Annotated in this window: 15 protein-coding genes; 8 read left to right on the top strand and 7 right to left on the bottom strand. The window is 46.9% G+C overall.

All coding sequences use genetic code 11. The features are described 5' to 3' along the window. Positions 1-38: 38 nt before the first annotated feature. Complete coding sequence (locus C170_RS18700) at positions 39-758, top strand: 3-ketoacyl-ACP reductase (protein ID WP_036612827.1); 720 nt, start codon at positions 39-41, stop codon at positions 756-758. 290 nt (positions 759-1048) lie between these two features. Here the strand turns inward: C170_RS18700 and C170_RS18705 are convergent, their stop codons facing one another. Further along, positions 1049-1588: a helix-turn-helix domain-containing protein gene (locus C170_RS18705; protein WP_036612829.1), complete on the bottom strand. Its 540-nt coding sequence runs from the start codon at positions 1586-1588 to the stop codon at positions 1049-1051. Positions 1589-1649: 61 nt separating this feature from the next. Further along, the gene (locus C170_RS18710) at positions 1650-2015 is read right to left on the bottom strand and encodes a glyoxalase superfamily protein (protein WP_036612831.1); all 366 of its coding nucleotides are present in this window, start codon (positions 2013-2015) and stop codon (positions 1650-1652) included. Between the two features lie 227 nt (positions 2016-2242). Between C170_RS18710 and C170_RS18715 the strand changes: the two genes are divergently transcribed. The 6 genes from C170_RS18715 to C170_RS18740 all read left to right on the top strand — a co-directional run bounded on the left by C170_RS18715 (position 2243) and on the right by C170_RS18740 (position 7780). Continuing rightward, entirely contained in the window at positions 2243-2917 is a 675-nt protein-coding gene (locus C170_RS18715) for an alpha/beta hydrolase (protein ID WP_036612833.1), read from the top strand. Further along, positions 2917-3687 carry a DODA-type extradiol aromatic ring-opening family dioxygenase gene (locus C170_RS18720; protein ID WP_036612835.1) on the top strand — a complete coding sequence of 257 codons (771 nt, stop codon included), beginning with the start codon at positions 2917-2919 and terminating at the stop codon, positions 3685-3687. Before C170_RS18715 ends, C170_RS18720 begins: the two co-directional genes overlap by 1 nt. 528 nt (positions 3688-4215) lie before the next feature. Continuing rightward, on the top strand, positions 4216-4812 hold the full coding sequence (locus C170_RS18725) for an SMI1/KNR4 family protein (protein ID WP_036612838.1): 597 nt from the start codon (positions 4216-4218) through the stop codon (positions 4810-4812). 144 nt (positions 4813-4956) lie between these two features. Then, entirely contained in the window at positions 4957-5958 is a 1002-nt protein-coding gene (locus tag C170_RS18730) for a cation diffusion facilitator family transporter (RefSeq protein ID WP_143781100.1), read from the top strand. Positions 5959-6130: 172 nt separating this feature from the next. Then, a complete protein-coding gene (locus C170_RS18735) occupies positions 6131-7027 on the top strand; it encodes an Abi family protein (RefSeq protein WP_036612840.1) in 897 nt (298 codons plus the stop codon). Between the two features lie 252 nt (positions 7028-7279). Next, positions 7280-7780, top strand: a complete 501-nt coding sequence (locus tag C170_RS18740) for a hypothetical protein (protein WP_036612842.1) — start codon at positions 7280-7282, stop codon at positions 7778-7780. Between the two features lie 330 nt (positions 7781-8110). Here the strand turns inward: C170_RS18740 and C170_RS18745 are convergent, their stop codons facing one another. From C170_RS18745 to C170_RS18760, 4 genes are read right to left on the bottom strand one after another with little or no spacing between them, the layout of a single operon-like run. Continuing rightward, positions 8111-9184: an ABC transporter substrate-binding protein gene (locus C170_RS18745; RefSeq protein WP_036612844.1), complete on the bottom strand. Its 1074-nt coding sequence runs from the start codon at positions 9182-9184 to the stop codon at positions 8111-8113. After that, positions 9181-9990, bottom strand: a complete 810-nt coding sequence (locus C170_RS18750; protein WP_036612847.1) for an ABC transporter permease — start codon at positions 9988-9990, stop codon at positions 9181-9183. The genes C170_RS18745 and C170_RS18750 overlap by 4 nt, the downstream gene beginning before the upstream one ends. Continuing rightward, positions 9965-10798 carry an ABC transporter permease gene (locus C170_RS18755; RefSeq protein WP_017691799.1) on the bottom strand — a complete coding sequence of 278 codons (834 nt, stop codon included), beginning with the start codon at positions 10796-10798 and terminating at the stop codon, positions 9965-9967. The genes C170_RS18750 and C170_RS18755 overlap by 26 nt, the downstream gene beginning before the upstream one ends. Beyond that, positions 10788-11897 carry an ABC transporter ATP-binding protein gene (locus C170_RS18760; RefSeq protein ID WP_036612848.1) on the bottom strand — a complete coding sequence of 370 codons (1110 nt, stop codon included), beginning with the start codon at positions 11895-11897 and terminating at the stop codon, positions 10788-10790. Before C170_RS18760 ends, C170_RS18755 begins: the two co-directional genes overlap by 11 nt. A gap of 255 nt (positions 11898-12152) precedes the next feature. Here C170_RS18760 and C170_RS18765 point away from each other — a divergent pair, with 255 nt between their 5' ends. Then, complete coding sequence (locus C170_RS18765; protein WP_036612850.1) at positions 12153-13511, top strand: MFS transporter; 1359 nt, start codon at positions 12153-12155, stop codon at positions 13509-13511. Positions 13512-13560: 49 nt separating this feature from the next. Here the strand turns inward: C170_RS18765 and C170_RS18770 are convergent, their stop codons facing one another. Further along, complete coding sequence (locus C170_RS18770; RefSeq protein WP_036612852.1) at positions 13561-14772, bottom strand: nitric oxide synthase oxygenase; 1212 nt, start codon at positions 14770-14772, stop codon at positions 13561-13563. Positions 14773-14861 lie beyond the last annotated feature (89 nt).

Consider the following 14861-nt stretch of genomic DNA (forward strand, 5'->3'; position numbering starts at 1 on the left):
ATTGAATGCTAGTCCATTTCTAAGGAGGAATTACCCACATGGAACTTAAAAATAAAACAGCGATCATCACAGGTGCCGGAAAAGGTATCGGCCGTGCGATCGCTGAAGCTCTTGCCAAAGAAGGAGTGCACCTCGGCCTTATTGCACGTACCGCTTCCGATCTTCAGGCTCTGCAACAGTCTCTGAGTCAAGAATACGGTGTGAAAGTAACCAGTGCAGTAGCAGATATCTCGGATCGCACGCAGGCCGAAGCCGCTGTAGCAGCCATCGAGATGGAACTCGGTGCGGTGGATATCCTTATCAATAATGCGGGGATCGGAAAGTTCGGAACGTTCATGGAGATGGAGCCGGAAGAGTGGGAGCGCATCCTGCATGTTAACGTTATGGGTACATATTACGTTACACGCGCTGTCCTTCCGAGCATGATCAAGGAAAGTAGCGGCAGCATTATCAATATTGCTTCCACTGCAGGTGAGCGCGGATTCGCTACAGGTTCGGCATACTGCGCGTCCAAGTTTGCATTGCTTGGCATGACCGAATCTCTGATGCAGGAAGTGCGCAAGTCCAACATTCGTGTAACGGCACTGACTCCAAGCACCGTTAATACGGAGCTTGCGACCAATGCCGGACTGAAAATTGGCGACGAAGATCGCATGATGCAAGCGGAAGATGTAGCTGAACTTGCACTCGCAACGCTCAAGCTGTCCGACCGTGTCTTCGTTAAAACAGCAGGCATCTGGACAACTAATCCACAATAGACAGGTGCTTCTGACCTTTCTAAGGAATCTCTCGCACCTTATTGTACTCTTTTGCAGGAAATGAGAAACGTAACGAATCACTGCGAGGTTATCTCGCCAGAATTCTGTGGAATGTAGCCAAATTACACACACAAGAGTGAAATAAAGCGTCTGAGATTCGTTACATCTCGATATCTGCTTAAAATCATCTAATAGGGCTCACTCAGTTCGTTAGAAATATAAAAGGACGTTTCCCATTGTACATGTATGCAGGTTCGCATGTTCATGACTTGGGAGCGTCCTTTTTTATTTTATAAATGATCCAGACCCAATTCTTTGGACACCGCAATGAGCACCACCGCAGGTTCCTCTCCGATATTGGTCACTTCATGGGGCACGATCGCATTCCAGGTAAACGAATCACCCACTTCAAGAACTTCCACATCTTCGCTTTGCTCCGCACGAATCTTGCCCTGCAACACCAGATGGCTTTCCTCTCCGGCATGTTTGCTAACCCCGGTCGATGCACCTGGCGGTAACTCCACAATGGACATACGCATCGCACCTTTGGCTGTAAGCTGCTGCACTTTGATCTGTCCGCTTCCTGCTGTCGTCTCCTTACGCTCGTTCTTACGTACCACGTTCATCCGTTGCTCCGGTGTCAGCAGCAAATAGGGCAGTGGCACTTCCAGATAATCCGCAATACTTTCAAGCGTAGCAATGGAAGGTGACGTTTTGTTATTTTCCACGTTGCTGATAAAACCTTTGGACAACCCCGTGCCCTCGCACATCTGCATGATCGTAATCTGTTTCTGTTTGCGGATCGTACGAATAGCCAAGCCAATATCCATATCGCGTCCCTCCCCTTCTCTATATAAGACACCAGACGTAAGCTTAGCTACTTCAGGTTATCTATTCGGCCCTTGTCTCAACAAATATAATTCGATTGCCAAACGGATCCGTCACAGTCATTTCTCTTGATTGCCAAGGGGTCTCCTCTATACCGGGTCTCGCATTTTTGTACTCTTTCTGACGAAGTGCACCATGGAATGTATCCAAGTTATCTGTTTCCACGCGCAAGGCAGCTCCAGGTGTACAATCTCCATGATGTTCGGACAGATGAATCACGATGGAATCGAGTGAAATCTGCATATATAAGGGCATATCTTGCTCAAATCGATGTTCCCAATCCAATTGGAAACCCAGGTATTCAAGGTAGAACTCTCTAGCTTTATTTTCATCAAATATTCTCAGAATAGGCACGATACGCTTTAACATCCTGATCACGTCCTTGGAAATAAGATATGAACCATGCGCAACGACACTTCTTTTAAATCCATTCAAGGTTTCTTATAAACAACATATATTCATCATACAAAAAAAGTATTGACCCTACAATGAAACCATGATAAATTTTGTTCATAAATAAGAATATTTATTTCATATTGGTGAACTTTATCGTCAAATCGATATATTAACTCAATCCTAATCAGGTGGTGTTTTCAATGAATTCTCCTTATATACATGAAATCCGATTACCGTCTCATTACAATCCAGATCAGCGTTATCCCGTGATTTTCGCCTTACATGGGATGGGATCAGATGAACAGGATATGCTTCGTTTAATGGAGCCTATGCAGTCTGATTTTATTATTGTTGCCATCCGTGGGCCTATCGTTCAGGGTAGTGGTTATGCTTATTTTCAGATTAAAAGCATTGGCAACCCCATCCGTGAATTGTATGATGCCTCCGTGCTGGGACTGCAACAGTTGATTGTTGATCTGTCCGCCAAATATGCTATTGATCCCAAGCGGCGTTATATCGCCGGATTCAGCCAGGGCGCCATTATGGCGATGACTTTATCGCTGGTGATTGGAGATGCAATTAAAGGCATTGTAGCGATGAGTGGGTACATCCCGCAATTTGTGAAAGACGAGTACATGCTACACCCCGATTCGGAGCTGTCTGTGTTCATCTCGCATGGAGATCAAGATCATCTATTCCCGCTGCAACTGGGCGAAGATAACGCCAATTTCTTCCGTCAACACACCAATCACGTCACATATGTACCTTACAACGGTGGACACCAGGTGACCCCCGAACTATATCAACAATTCCAACACTGGCTTCGGACGGATGCAAATCTGACTACCGAAGACCCGAAAGGACTGAATTCATAATGATGCCATCTCTGTTTATTGCTCACGGTGCCCCATCACTGGCACTGGAGGAGAATGTGTACACCGAATTTTTGCAAAAACTTGGACAGGAACTGCCGAAACCCAAAGCAATTGTGTTATTCTCTGCTCACTGGGAATCCACAACTCAGCTTGTATCCTCGGTAGCCAACTATGAGACCATTTATGATTTCGGCGGTTTCCAGCCCGAGCTGTATCAGATCAAGTACCCGGCTCAAGGACAGGCAGAGACCACAGCCGAGGTGGAACGTTTATTCACAGAAGCCGGGATTCCGGTACAGACCGATGACGTTCGTGGACTGGATCACGGCGCTTGGGTCGTTCTACGCCTGCTCTACCCAGATGCGGATATTCCTGTAATTGCCTTGTCCGTGAATCGCTATCTGACAGGTGAGCAGCAATATCAGGTCGGACAAGCGCTCGCTTCCTTGCGTGAGCAAGACATTCTTGTCATTGGCAGTGGAGGAACCGTCCACAATCTACGTCGATTGAACTGGGAAAGTAACGGCGTTGACCCGTGGGCATCAGAGTTCGACAACTGGCTGCATGACAAGCTGGTGAGCTGGGATACGGAGTCTCTCTTCTCCTATGATAAACTGGCACCTTCAGCTCAAGCCGCCGTGCCTACGCCGGAGCATTTTGTACCGCTGTTACTCGCCATGGGTGCGGGAGATCAGAACAAACGTGCATCGCTCCTGTTCAAAGCCTATCAGTATGGCAATCTGAGCTTGTCCTGTTGGAAGTTTGATTAAAGAGGACTATGTAAAACGAACTAAAGTATTTACACTCGCTACTCCGATGACAGAACAACCTTCCGATCGCTGTTATCCCCAGATTTTTTTATTTACTTTATATAAAGGTGAAAATCTGGTGATAAGCGTATGCTTCCGATGTAGCTTTCTTGCAGAAAGCTTTTAGGCGAACACTTCGCTTCTTCAGGTTATTTCTGCCCTCTACGTTTTCGTGTAAAAGATTAGTTTCATTTATAAAGCAGATTAAAAATGTAGCGTGGGTTACAGGGATCATTCCTGTTGCTCACGCTTTATTTGTTGTTAAGAGTGACTGCCATGATGGATGTACATAATCGATTGTGATGGAGCTAAGTGTGCTGATATGCAACAACCGTCCTTGAATAATGAGACCATTGTAGTATGAAAGCAAGGACTCCGGTTTCTTGTGTGCTTTTCCGGATTATAACTATAATATGAGGTGAAATTAGAATCAGTTTGCGCGCATATCACTCACCATATTATCTGAATAGTTCATACGGAGGGAATTAGATGCCAGAACAGCGTATATATGAATTGATGGAAGAACTGGATATGTTGCTGGAGGAGAAGGTACAAGATGAGGAGAACCGGGAGCTCTTGGAGGCATATCGCGAGTTTGAAGGCGTGACGGATGAGCAGCTCGACGCATTCGAGCGTGAACAAGGTATTCGATTACCTGCTGATTTTCGTGCGTTTTATAAACGTAAAAATGGGAGTGGTTATGGCTTTCACGTCTTGTACCCAAGCCTTGAGGAAGGACGGGAATCCGAGCCATTTTACCTGTTATCCCTGGAAAAAATCCAAAAGGAGCAGTACACGCTGGTGGAGAACCGCATGGATGATTATTTTACCGAAGAAGAGATCCGTGAGCTTGATCCCCGAATCAAACCCTACCTTTTTCAAAAGAAATGGATCACGTTTGGCATGCTTGGAGGTGGTTCGCTGTATCTGATGTTCGACTTTGATCCGACAGAGCAAGGAACGGTTGGACAGATTATTATGTACGTGCATGACCCAGATTTTGTATATTATGTCGCTGGGACGTTTACGGAACTATTGGAACAATCCAACCGCAATTTACGTGCCTTGGAAGCCATTGAGTACTGAAATGCGCATAATGATATGACCTTTTTTGCATAATGCTGGGATATGTCAAAGCGGTTATAATAACATTTAGTGGAAATGCACATGCTGTATAGATAAGACTGCCTTTTCTACACCTAATACATTGATCTGGGAGGAACATACGAAGTGGCTGAACAACCGAAGTCTGAGAGCTTTATGTCTCTCATCAAAAAAGGAAACACATCCTCCGCCGTAGCGATGGCAGGTAATGCTGTTCTTGCTGTGTGCAAAGGGGGAGCCTTCCTATTCAGTGGCAGTGGTGCCATGTTCGCTTCGGCGATGCATTCACTCGCTGATGCCATTAACCAAGGGTTTGTCTTTGTCGGAAGTGTGTTGTCCGAGAAAAAACCTACACGCCGCTTCCCGACCGGATTCGGACGGGTCATTAACATTTTCTGTATGATCGCCGTTATTGTTGTTACCATTATGGCGTATGAAACGATCCATGAAGGCATCCATCTTTTGCAGCATCCTGTTGGTCATACCGGTGGTCTCTGGATTAACATCGGAGTGCTTGTTCTGAACATTGTCATTGACGGGGCCATCCTGATCAAAGCCATGAAGGAAATTCTAAAAGAAGCACGCGCACCCAAAGCCGCCGGATTTGCCTTGGTCCCTGCTGCCATTAAAAATGTAGGCCGTGCTGCGCCACCAACCCGTCTCGTATTCTACGAAGATGTTGTAGCAGTACTCGGTGCTCTGCTTGCATTGATCTCTGTCGTAGTAATTGCATTGACCAACTTTGCATTGCTCGATGGCATTGTGACAACGATTATTGGATGTCTGATGATCGCTGTAGCCTTCCGTGTCGGTTACGATAATATGATCGGATTGATCGGTGTTGCGGCTCCGCAGGATATTGAGGACAAAGTGTCCCAGACTATTCTCGCAGACACACACGTTGCTGACATTCAGATGATGCGTATCATTCAGGAAGGCCGTTATTATCATGTCGAAGGTCTGATTGAGTTGACCAAAGGACTCAGTCTTGCCGATGCGGATGACATCAAGTTCCGTATTCAGGAGAAACTGATGACAAACCCCGACATCGCCGACGCTGCCATCTCCATTATTGAGGATGACGGTGTGAACAGCTGGGGCAAGAAACATTCGGATGTGGTGAAATAACAAGCTTCGTTTTGGATGACTCAGCTTTACCATTCAGTAGTTGCTCAATTTAAGTTTAACTGTTGAATAAACAATCAACGAATCGTATATTCTTAATAACAGATCTCGCCCGCACCTCTGCTTATGCATGTGGAACAGGGCGAGACATTTTTGCGTTATGGGGGTATTTTCCTTGCCAGATGATGTTCAGCTACGTGAAATGAAAGCGCATACTACATATGAAGAACAGCTCGAAAAGTTTAAAAACCGAAAAATGACAATTGAAAATGATGTAGAAGCAATTACAATCCTGAAACGCATTCACTATTACAGGTTTACTGCATATGCCTTAACTTTTAAACAGGATACCTCGGACAACTACATTGAAGGAACGACTTTCAACAAAGTGTATAAGCATCATTTGTTTGATGCAGCCCTTAGAAATCACTTTATGAAGATTGTCGAGTACATCGAGATTGCCTTAAGATCACAAATTCCATACAAGCTCGCCCACAAGTATGGTGCTCTTGGATATACGAATGCCGCTAATTTTTCTAAAATTCAATTTCACCAACGCTTTATGGAGGATTTGCAAAAATGCATTCAAAAACAGCACAAAGAAGTGCTTATTGCTCATCATAGAGAGAATTACCAAGATAGATATCCTATCTGGGCGGCCTTTGAAGTTAGTACAATTTCTATGATGTCCTCACTCTATAAAAATTTAAAAACGTCTGACAAAAAATCTATTGATCGAGAATACTACCCTTCTCGAAACATAAGTTATAGGGAACTTGAGAACTGGTTCCACGTCTTAACTGTTTTTAGGAATAGATGTGCTCACTACAGCAGACTTTTTAATTATAGAATCCCTGTTACCATAAGATACACACGAAATGATGAATTATTAGGCTTAGACAAAGCCTTTCTTTTTGGAGCTATCTACAATGCGAAGTACCTGATAAAGGATAGAACAATCTGGGATAGTTGGGTGACTGAGCTATCCTCATTAATCGAAGCTTACACTATAGTTGATATATCCCTTTTGGGATTCCCTACAAACTGGGAGCATCTGCTACGAAAGCAATGATAATTCTCTCTTGCAACATGCAAGCCTAAATCACATTTTTCTGTGTAACTTGTTCACCACCGTTTGGCACAGATTGTTTGCATGAAAAAACGACTGAGTATCTTTCGAACCTAGACTTTGGTCTAGGTTCATTTTAACTCCAAAGACGGAGGATAGAGTTTTCCAGTTCATGGTATGCTGTGAATAACGAAAGTAATTGCTCTACATACAACCGTTCGGAAAATTGATCTTGTATTAAGAAGGAGAGATATTATGGCTAAACGTACGATCCTTGCGCCTGTTCTCATTTTGCTGGGCGTGTACCTGATTCTGAACCAGGGAGGTTCACTCGGTCCGGGTACAATCTTCGCTACATTCTGGCCCACGTTATTCGTGATCCCACTCGGGCTGTTCTTCCACTGGCTCTACTTCTCCATGATTGGCAGAGGTGTTGGACTACTGGTTCCTGGTGGCTTGTTGCTCACGGTTGGTATCGTCTGTCAGATCGCTATGCTGTTTAACAACTGGGGTACGATGTGGCCGGGCTTTATCCTGGCTGTTGCTGTTGGTTTGTTCGAATTGTATTGGTTTGGTGGTCGGAACAAATGGTTGCTGATCCCCATCAACATTCTAACAGTTATATCGCTGCTGTTCTTCGCTGTGATGTCGATTGGCTCGATGCTGAGCAGCTTGAGCTTTATCCAACCGTTCGTGGCAATTGTGTTGATTATGGGTGGGGCATGGATCATGGTGGGTCGCAAAAAACGCATGTAGTGGCAATTATATAAGATGAATGGGGTGCGATTAACTGAGTCACTGCGGTGACAGCACAACTTCGGATCGCTGTTATCCCCGGATTTTTTTGAATCCCATCTAGCAATGGGAAAATCCGTTGATAAAGGCGACCGCTTCGCTTCCTTCGTTTGTTCTGTCCCCTCCGTTAACGTGTGATCTTAAATGTTCATCTTATATGGCACTTCAAGCGCTATTGCTCTGAAGTAAGTAATAAAAAAGGGGTGCTGCTCGTCATTCAAATGAAATGACGAGCAGCACCCCTTTTTGTCTTTTTTGCAATCTAACGAAATGTGCACACGTTATTGGCGGTTATTTGCTGTGCATTTTAAACTCCAGGAACAGGTCGTTATAATGTGAGAGCATTTTTTTACCCAGATTATCGTAGACCTCCAGCTTACCTGTCAGTGTCTCGTCTGGATAGAACCGTTCATCCTCGGAGACGTCCTCTGGTAGCAGCTTAAGTGCCTCGGCGTTTGGTGTGGAATATCCGACATACTCCGCATTGCGAGCGGCATGATCCGGGTCCAACATGAAGTTGATAAACTGGTGTGCCCCTTCAATATTACTCGCTGTTTTGGGAATAACCATGTTATCGAACCAGAGGTTCGAGCCTTCTTCCGGCACCATGTAATCCAGCTTGTCGTTCTCATCCATAATCTCGGACGCATCTCCGGACCACACGAGTCCAACCGCAGCTTCCTCGTTCGCAAGCAGCATCTTGATCTCGTCTCCGACAATTGCTCTGACGTTTGGTGTCAATGTAGACAGCTTCTTCAGCGCTTCTTGCAGATGATTTTCGTTGGTATCGTTCAAGGAATACCCGAGACTGTTCAATCCCATACCAATGACTTCGCGTGCACCGTCAAGGAGCAGGATTTGATTTTTCAAGCGCGGGTCCCACAGGTCATTCCAGCTATCAAACGTTAATCCATCCACCAGTTCGGGATTGTACACAACCCCCACCGTTCCCCAGAAATAAGGGATCGAGTACTTGTTGCCTTCGTCAAAGGACAAGTCCAAGAACCGCGGATCGATGTTGCTCAGGTTAGTCAATTTGCTGTGATCAATTGGAACGAGCAGGTCTTCCTCTTTCATTTTGCTAATCGCATATTCAGAAGGAATCGCCACATCAAACGTGGTTCCCCCTTGCTCAATCTTGGTCAGCATCGCTTCATTGGAATCAAACGTCTGATAGATAACCTTAATGCCTGTCTCGTCCTCAAACTCCTTGAGCAGATCAGGGTCGATATAATCGCCCCAGTTATAGATGGTCAGCGTGTTGCCGCCAGAATACCCCTGACTCTTATTCAGATACGAAGCCAGGATCATCAGGGCAAACGCGGCCACAAAAACAATCGCAAATGTCCGTACCAGTTGCTTCATGGACGCAGCCCCTTTCCTCCGGGTGGTATCCGTGTTGCACGGCGGTTAATGAAGTAATATCCAACCACCAGCAGCACCGTGAGCAGGAACAAGAGGGTTGATAGCGCGTTGATTGACAACGATACACCCTGCCTTGCTCTGGAGTATATTTCTACAGAGAGTGTGGAGTATCCATTACCCGTGACGAAGAATGTTACTGCAAAATCATCGAGCGAGTACGTCAAAGCCATGAAGAATCCGGCAAAAATACCCGGTTTCACGTATGGCAACACCACACGCGTCAGAATCTGCCATGATCCAGCGCCCAGATCCCGTGCCGCATCCATCAGTGTCGGACTCATCTCCTGTAGCTTCGGCAGTACCATGATGACAACAATCGGCACACTGAACGCAATATGAGACAACAGAACCGAAGTAAAGCCCAGTTTGATGCCAATCATGGTGAACAGGATCAGGAATGACGCACCAATGATGACATCCGGACTAACGATGAGCACGTTATTGAGTGACAGTAGCGTGTTCTTGGTCCGTTTGCGACGCACATGGTAGATCGCCAGTGCTCCTGCTACACCAAGGATCGTCGAGATCGCTGATGACAGGAGCGCAATGATAAATGTATTCAGCACAATGATGAGCAGCCGAGTATCAGCGAACACCTCTTTGTACCATTCAAGCGTGAATCCTTCGAAGCTGCGCATGTGGCCGCCACTATTGAAGGAATAGAAGATCAGATACGCAATCGGTGCGTACAATATGGCGAATACAACGGCTAGATAGACGTTAGACAGCTTTCCGTTTCTTCCCATTACGCACCTCCTTCTTGCCTGATCCAGTCAGGAACATAATAATCGCCATCGCAATAATCAAAAAGACGGCAATCGTTGAACCCATCCCCCAGTCCTGGGTGACGAGAAAATGCTGTTCAATCGCTGTTCCCAGCGTAATTACACGGTTCCCCGCAATGAGGCGGGTAATCATGAACAGAGACAGCGCAGGAATAAATACAGCCTGACAGCCTGATTTTACTCCACTAATCGTCAGTGGAAAGATAACCCGGCGGAATGTCAGCCACGATGAGGCTCCCAGATCACGCGCCGCATAGATCAACGATGGATTCATCTCTTCCAGCGCATTGAAGATCGGCAGAATCATGAATGGAATGAAGATGTACACCGAGACAAAAATAAAGCTGAAATCGGTGAACAAAATCTGCTGTGTACCAATACCCACCACTTCAAGCAGGGAGTTGGTCAGACCGTACGTTCCGAACAGGCCGATGAAGGCGTACGCTTTTAGCAAAAGATTGATCCAGCTTGGCAGAATGATCAGCAGCAACCATAGTTGCTTGTGCTTCGTCCGGGTCAGCATATACGCCGTCGGGTAGGAGATAAGCAGTGAGAACGCCGTAATCAGAAATGCATACCAGAACGAACTGAGCGTCATCTGCAAGTACACCGGCGTGAAGAACCGGGCGTAGTTGCCAAACGTAAAGTTACCCTCCACATCGAAGAACGAATAATAGATGACCAGCAGAACCGGCGCCACAACAAACAACACCATCCATAATACATATGGAATCAGATACGCATTGCGTGTACTGGCCTTAGTCTGCATGAGCGGCCTCTTGGTAGGCTTCGAGTCGTTTGTCGAACTCTTCTTCGGTCTCGTTAAAGCGCATGACGTGTACCGCTTCCGGATCAAAATACAGTCCAATCCGTGCGCCGACAACGGCTTTCTTGGTTGAATGAACAAGCCACTCATTGCCCGCATCATCGTACGTGGATATCTCGTAATGCACCCCGCGGAATAACTGGGAGTCCACATTAACCTTGAGCTTGCCTTGGTCTTCGGTTGTAATCTCCAGATCCTCTGGGCGAATGACAATCTCTACCGGCTCGTCCCGCTGGAGACCCTGGTCGACACACTCGTGCTGTGCGCCAGCGAATTCCACCACAAAGTCCTGCTTCATTTTGCCTGATACAATGTTCGATTCCCCGATAAAGTCTGCCACAAAGCGGTTAATTGGCTCATCATAGATATCATTCGGTGTACCGCTCTGTTGAATCACACCGCCATTCAGGACAAAGATCTCGTCCGACATTGCCAAGGCCTCTTCCTGATCATGTGTAACAAAAATAAACGTAATACCCAGTCGCTGTTGCAACTCGCGCAGCTCGTACTGCATTTCGGTCCGCAGCTTCAGATCAAGTGCCGAAAGCGGCTCGTCCAGTAGCAGAATTTCAGGTTCGTTCACAATGGCGCGTGCAATCGCGACACGTTGTCGTTGTCCGCCGGACATTTCGCCAATTTCCCGGTTTTCATACCCGGATAGATTGACGAATTTGAGGGCTTCCAACACTTTGCTGCGAATTTCAGCCGTTTTCATCTTTTTGATCCGCAAACCAAAAGCCACGTTCTCAAATACATTCAAATGTGGAAATAACGCGTAATCCTGAAATACGGTATTCACCTGCCGTTGGTGGGCAGGCACTCGGTTGATGAGCGCACCGTTAAAATAAATACTGCCCTGTGTCGGCTCCGCAAAACCGGCAATCAGCCGCAATATCGTTGTTTTCCCGCAGCCCGATGGGCCGAGAAGCGTATAAAATTTACCCCGCTCAATCTCAAAGCTGACCGCCTTCAATACGGCTTCATCCTGATCGTATTGCTGAGTCACCGCTTCGAAGCGGATAATCGGTTGTTGTTCTGACATGCTTCACATCGCCCCCTTATACTTGAGGTACCTCTTAAGTCTGTACACTTTTCGTTCATGCATCCTTATAGATAACCCATCTATTATATATGATTCAGGTATATCCGCAATGGTTTTGATGTAAACGCCGCGTGTCATTTCTTCTTATTTTCAAAAATTCTGCATACATTACGGGTAATGTCGATAATACGTACCCATATGGAGTAAATGAAGGATTTTAGGATTCCATTTTATGTGTGAGAGGAGTCTTGGCTCTTGGATATTCGTCGTAACCTGCCTTTGCTGATGACCATTTGTTTCTTAAGTCAGATGGGCGGATTCATGATCCTGCCCCTATTTCCTTTGTTTATTGAAGAATTCGGCCTGTCCGGCTGGATGATGGGGGTTATTTTTGCACTCTTTTATGTGGGGAAAGTAATTGGTGGCGTTCCAGCAGCGGCAATTTATAAGAAACTAGGTGGTAAAAAGGCTCTCATCCTGATGCTAATCCTGCTGGCTGTCTGTATGGGCGGTTTCGCGCTGTCTACTGCTGCGGTGTTATTCGGCCTGCTCCGACTTCTACAGGGGCTCGCTTCCACGGGCCTTACCGTGGTCGTACGTTCCATCATCGGAGATGAGGGTAATGTAGACAACCGCGGCCTGTACAATGGATATATCAGCAGTAGTGAGGGCGGCGGCATGGTGCTCGGTCCGGTCATAAGTGGCTGGCTCGCGCTGCACTGGCCATTGTCGGTGCCTTTTTTACTCGTTACCGTATGTTGTCTGATGGCCGTGGTCGCTGCGATGGGGATGAAGACAACGGCACAAGCTAGAGCTAATCATGAGTCTGGGGATACGCTAAGTGATCCTCTGATGGAAGAGCCTTCAGCTGGCGTAAAGCAAGAACCTCTGGACAACTTAACACATTCACTTATCTCCACGGATGAAGTTGTTGTAGATTCCACCACAAGTGACTCCCACCCTGATACTACTGTATCAACTGCGCCTCCTTTATCTTCATCACCGTCTGATGCAAAGCATACTCAGGAGGTGCATACAGAGCTTACCCAGCGTCAACAGCTGATCGGCTACGGCACGGTACATTTTCTGGAGATGAGCGCCTATGCGGTGTTTCTCACCTATTTTGCACTGTATGCAGCTCACATCATGCATTGGGACCCGTTTGCAACCAGTCTCGCCTTCACCGTCTCAGGGATTTCTACGCTTGCCGCTGCTCCCTTTGTCGGTTATCTCTCTGACCGGTTAGGCGATCGTCTGTTGCTTTGCATGCTCGGCATGTTCCTAATTGGAATCGAAGTTGCTGTATTTCTAAGCACGTCCTCCCATCTATGGGTCTACGTCGGCATGTTGATTGGCGGGGTGGGCGGAGCATGTTACATGGATTCGTTCTTTGCTCATATTGGTGATCATGTCCCGGACGAGAATCGAAGTTCTGTCATAGGCAAAATTGTCTCTGCCGCTGAGATCGGCTCCATCTTGTCTCCACTGGTTGCTGCGTTGCTTACGGAAGTTGGATCGCTGTACTCCGTGTTTGTGTTCAATCTGGTGCTGATTGCTGCTGCCATTGTAGTTCAGGCCGTGATGCGCAGTCGATATCGATTGAAAGAGGGGTAGTTCTTCGTTTGATAAAAAAGGATCACAAAAAATAACCCGCCTGCACAATTTAATGTGCAAACGGGCATTTCATTGGTGCATCTCCGGCCTGCGGCTGGTGATTCTCTACCTGTGCATTCTGCTGCTCACTGCTTCGCAGTTCTGCGGCAGATGCCACGCCATCTTTCAGGGTATACGCCTGATCCTGATGGAAAAAGTTCGGCTTCACGATCTCATTACGATAGGAGCTGTGGAAAATATGTGTTGTCGCCGGGGACACTGGCGGAATCAGCCACACCCAATCTCCGGTCAGTTCACGCCCAGCCTTCTCTTCCCGCTGTTCAAATAAATCGAACTGCGTTGCCGCCGTGTGGTGATCTACAATGCTCACACCTGCTTTTTTGAACGAATGCAGCACAGCCACATTCAGCTCTACTAACGCACGATCCTTCCACAATGTCGTTTCACTCGACGTATTCAATCCAAACGCTTCCGCCACCGCAGGCAGCTTGTTATACCGGAACGTGTCCGCCAGATTACGGGCGCCGATCTCGGTACCCATATACCAACCATTAAACGGCGCTGCCGGATAAGATATGCCACCAATCTCAAGACGCATATCGGCGATCATCGGAACGCCGTACCAACGCATACCCAGCTCAGCAATCTCCTTCTGCTCCGGGTGCTCAATTATCACTTCCACAATCTCTTCTTCAGGTACAACATACCACTCTGGGGCTTGTCCTTGTGCCTGAATAATGAGCGGTAACACATCATAGGGGCTACCTGCCCCTTGCCAGCCAAGTGACATCGCCGCCTTGGTCAGCTCCACCGAAGCAGGATCTCCGATAATACCTTGCTCTGTCTCATATCCCGCATAACGAATAAGCTGATGATTCCAGAGGCGTACCGGAGTTCCATTCGGCCCATCCGCTGGAAGGATGGTAATCATCGGGATTACTTTGCCAGCGTTGGATGCCACATGGATATGATTCAGCACAGCTTCTGCTGCCGTTCCTGCCGTATCAGCGTGACGGGCGTCCACGATCCGCAATTTATCCCAAAACAGACGCCCGATGCAGCGGTTGCTGTTCCGCCATGCCATTTTACAACCCTGCTCCAATTCCTCTGTGGTATGCACATAAGTACCAGTTACTTCGATCTCTCCCATAACGGCAACAAGCCGGGCCTCTGCGTCTTCACGCGAATGGCCCAGCTCTTCATAACATGTATATATAAACCGTTCAGCTTCTTCCTGCAATTGTTCCAGGTCTGACCGCATCGTTCATTCCACCATTCTGTACATCTTGAATGCCATCATTATACGGCAAGCACACCGGATTTGTAAGCGAACGGACACTTTGTTCACGG

Origin of the sequence: Paenibacillus sp. FSL H7-689 (genome assembly GCF_000517905.1) — a bacterium.
Lineage (GTDB): Bacteria > Bacillota > Bacilli > Paenibacillales > Paenibacillaceae > Paenibacillus > Paenibacillus amylolyticus.

What these genes read in the sequence shown, in the direction of transcription:
- C170_RS18700 (WP_036612827.1), top strand. Translation starts at nt 39, where the DNA reads ATGGAACTTAAAAATAAAACAGCGATCATCACAGGTGCCGGAAAAGGT.
- C170_RS18705 (WP_036612829.1), bottom strand. Translation starts at nt 1,588, where the DNA reads ATGGATATTGGCTTGGCTATTCGTACGATCCGCAAACAGAAACAGATT.
- C170_RS18710 (WP_036612831.1), bottom strand. Translation starts at nt 2,015, where the DNA reads ATGTTAAAGCGTATCGTGCCTATTCTGAGAATATTTGATGAAAATAAA.
- C170_RS18715 (WP_036612833.1), top strand. Translation starts at nt 2,243, where the DNA reads ATGAATTCTCCTTATATACATGAAATCCGATTACCGTCTCATTACAAT.
- C170_RS18720 (WP_036612835.1), top strand. Translation starts at nt 2,917, where the DNA reads ATGATGCCATCTCTGTTTATTGCTCACGGTGCCCCATCACTGGCACTG.
- C170_RS18725 (WP_036612838.1), top strand. Translation starts at nt 4,216, where the DNA reads ATGCCAGAACAGCGTATATATGAATTGATGGAAGAACTGGATATGTTG.
- C170_RS18740 (WP_036612842.1), top strand. Translation starts at nt 7,280, where the DNA reads ATGGCTAAACGTACGATCCTTGCGCCTGTTCTCATTTTGCTGGGCGTG.
- C170_RS18745 (WP_036612844.1), bottom strand. Translation starts at nt 9,184, where the DNA reads ATGAAGCAACTGGTACGGACATTTGCGATTGTTTTTGTGGCCGCGTTT.
- C170_RS18750 (WP_036612847.1), bottom strand. Translation starts at nt 9,990, where the DNA reads ATGGGAAGAAACGGAAAGCTGTCTAACGTCTATCTAGCCGTTGTATTC.
- C170_RS18755 (WP_017691799.1), bottom strand. Translation starts at nt 10,798, where the DNA reads ATGCAGACTAAGGCCAGTACACGCAATGCGTATCTGATTCCATATGTA.
- C170_RS18760 (WP_036612848.1), bottom strand. Translation starts at nt 11,897, where the DNA reads ATGTCAGAACAACAACCGATTATCCGCTTCGAAGCGGTGACTCAGCAA.
- C170_RS18770 (WP_036612852.1), bottom strand. Translation starts at nt 14,772, where the DNA reads ATGCGGTCAGACCTGGAACAATTGCAGGAAGAAGCTGAACGGTTTATA.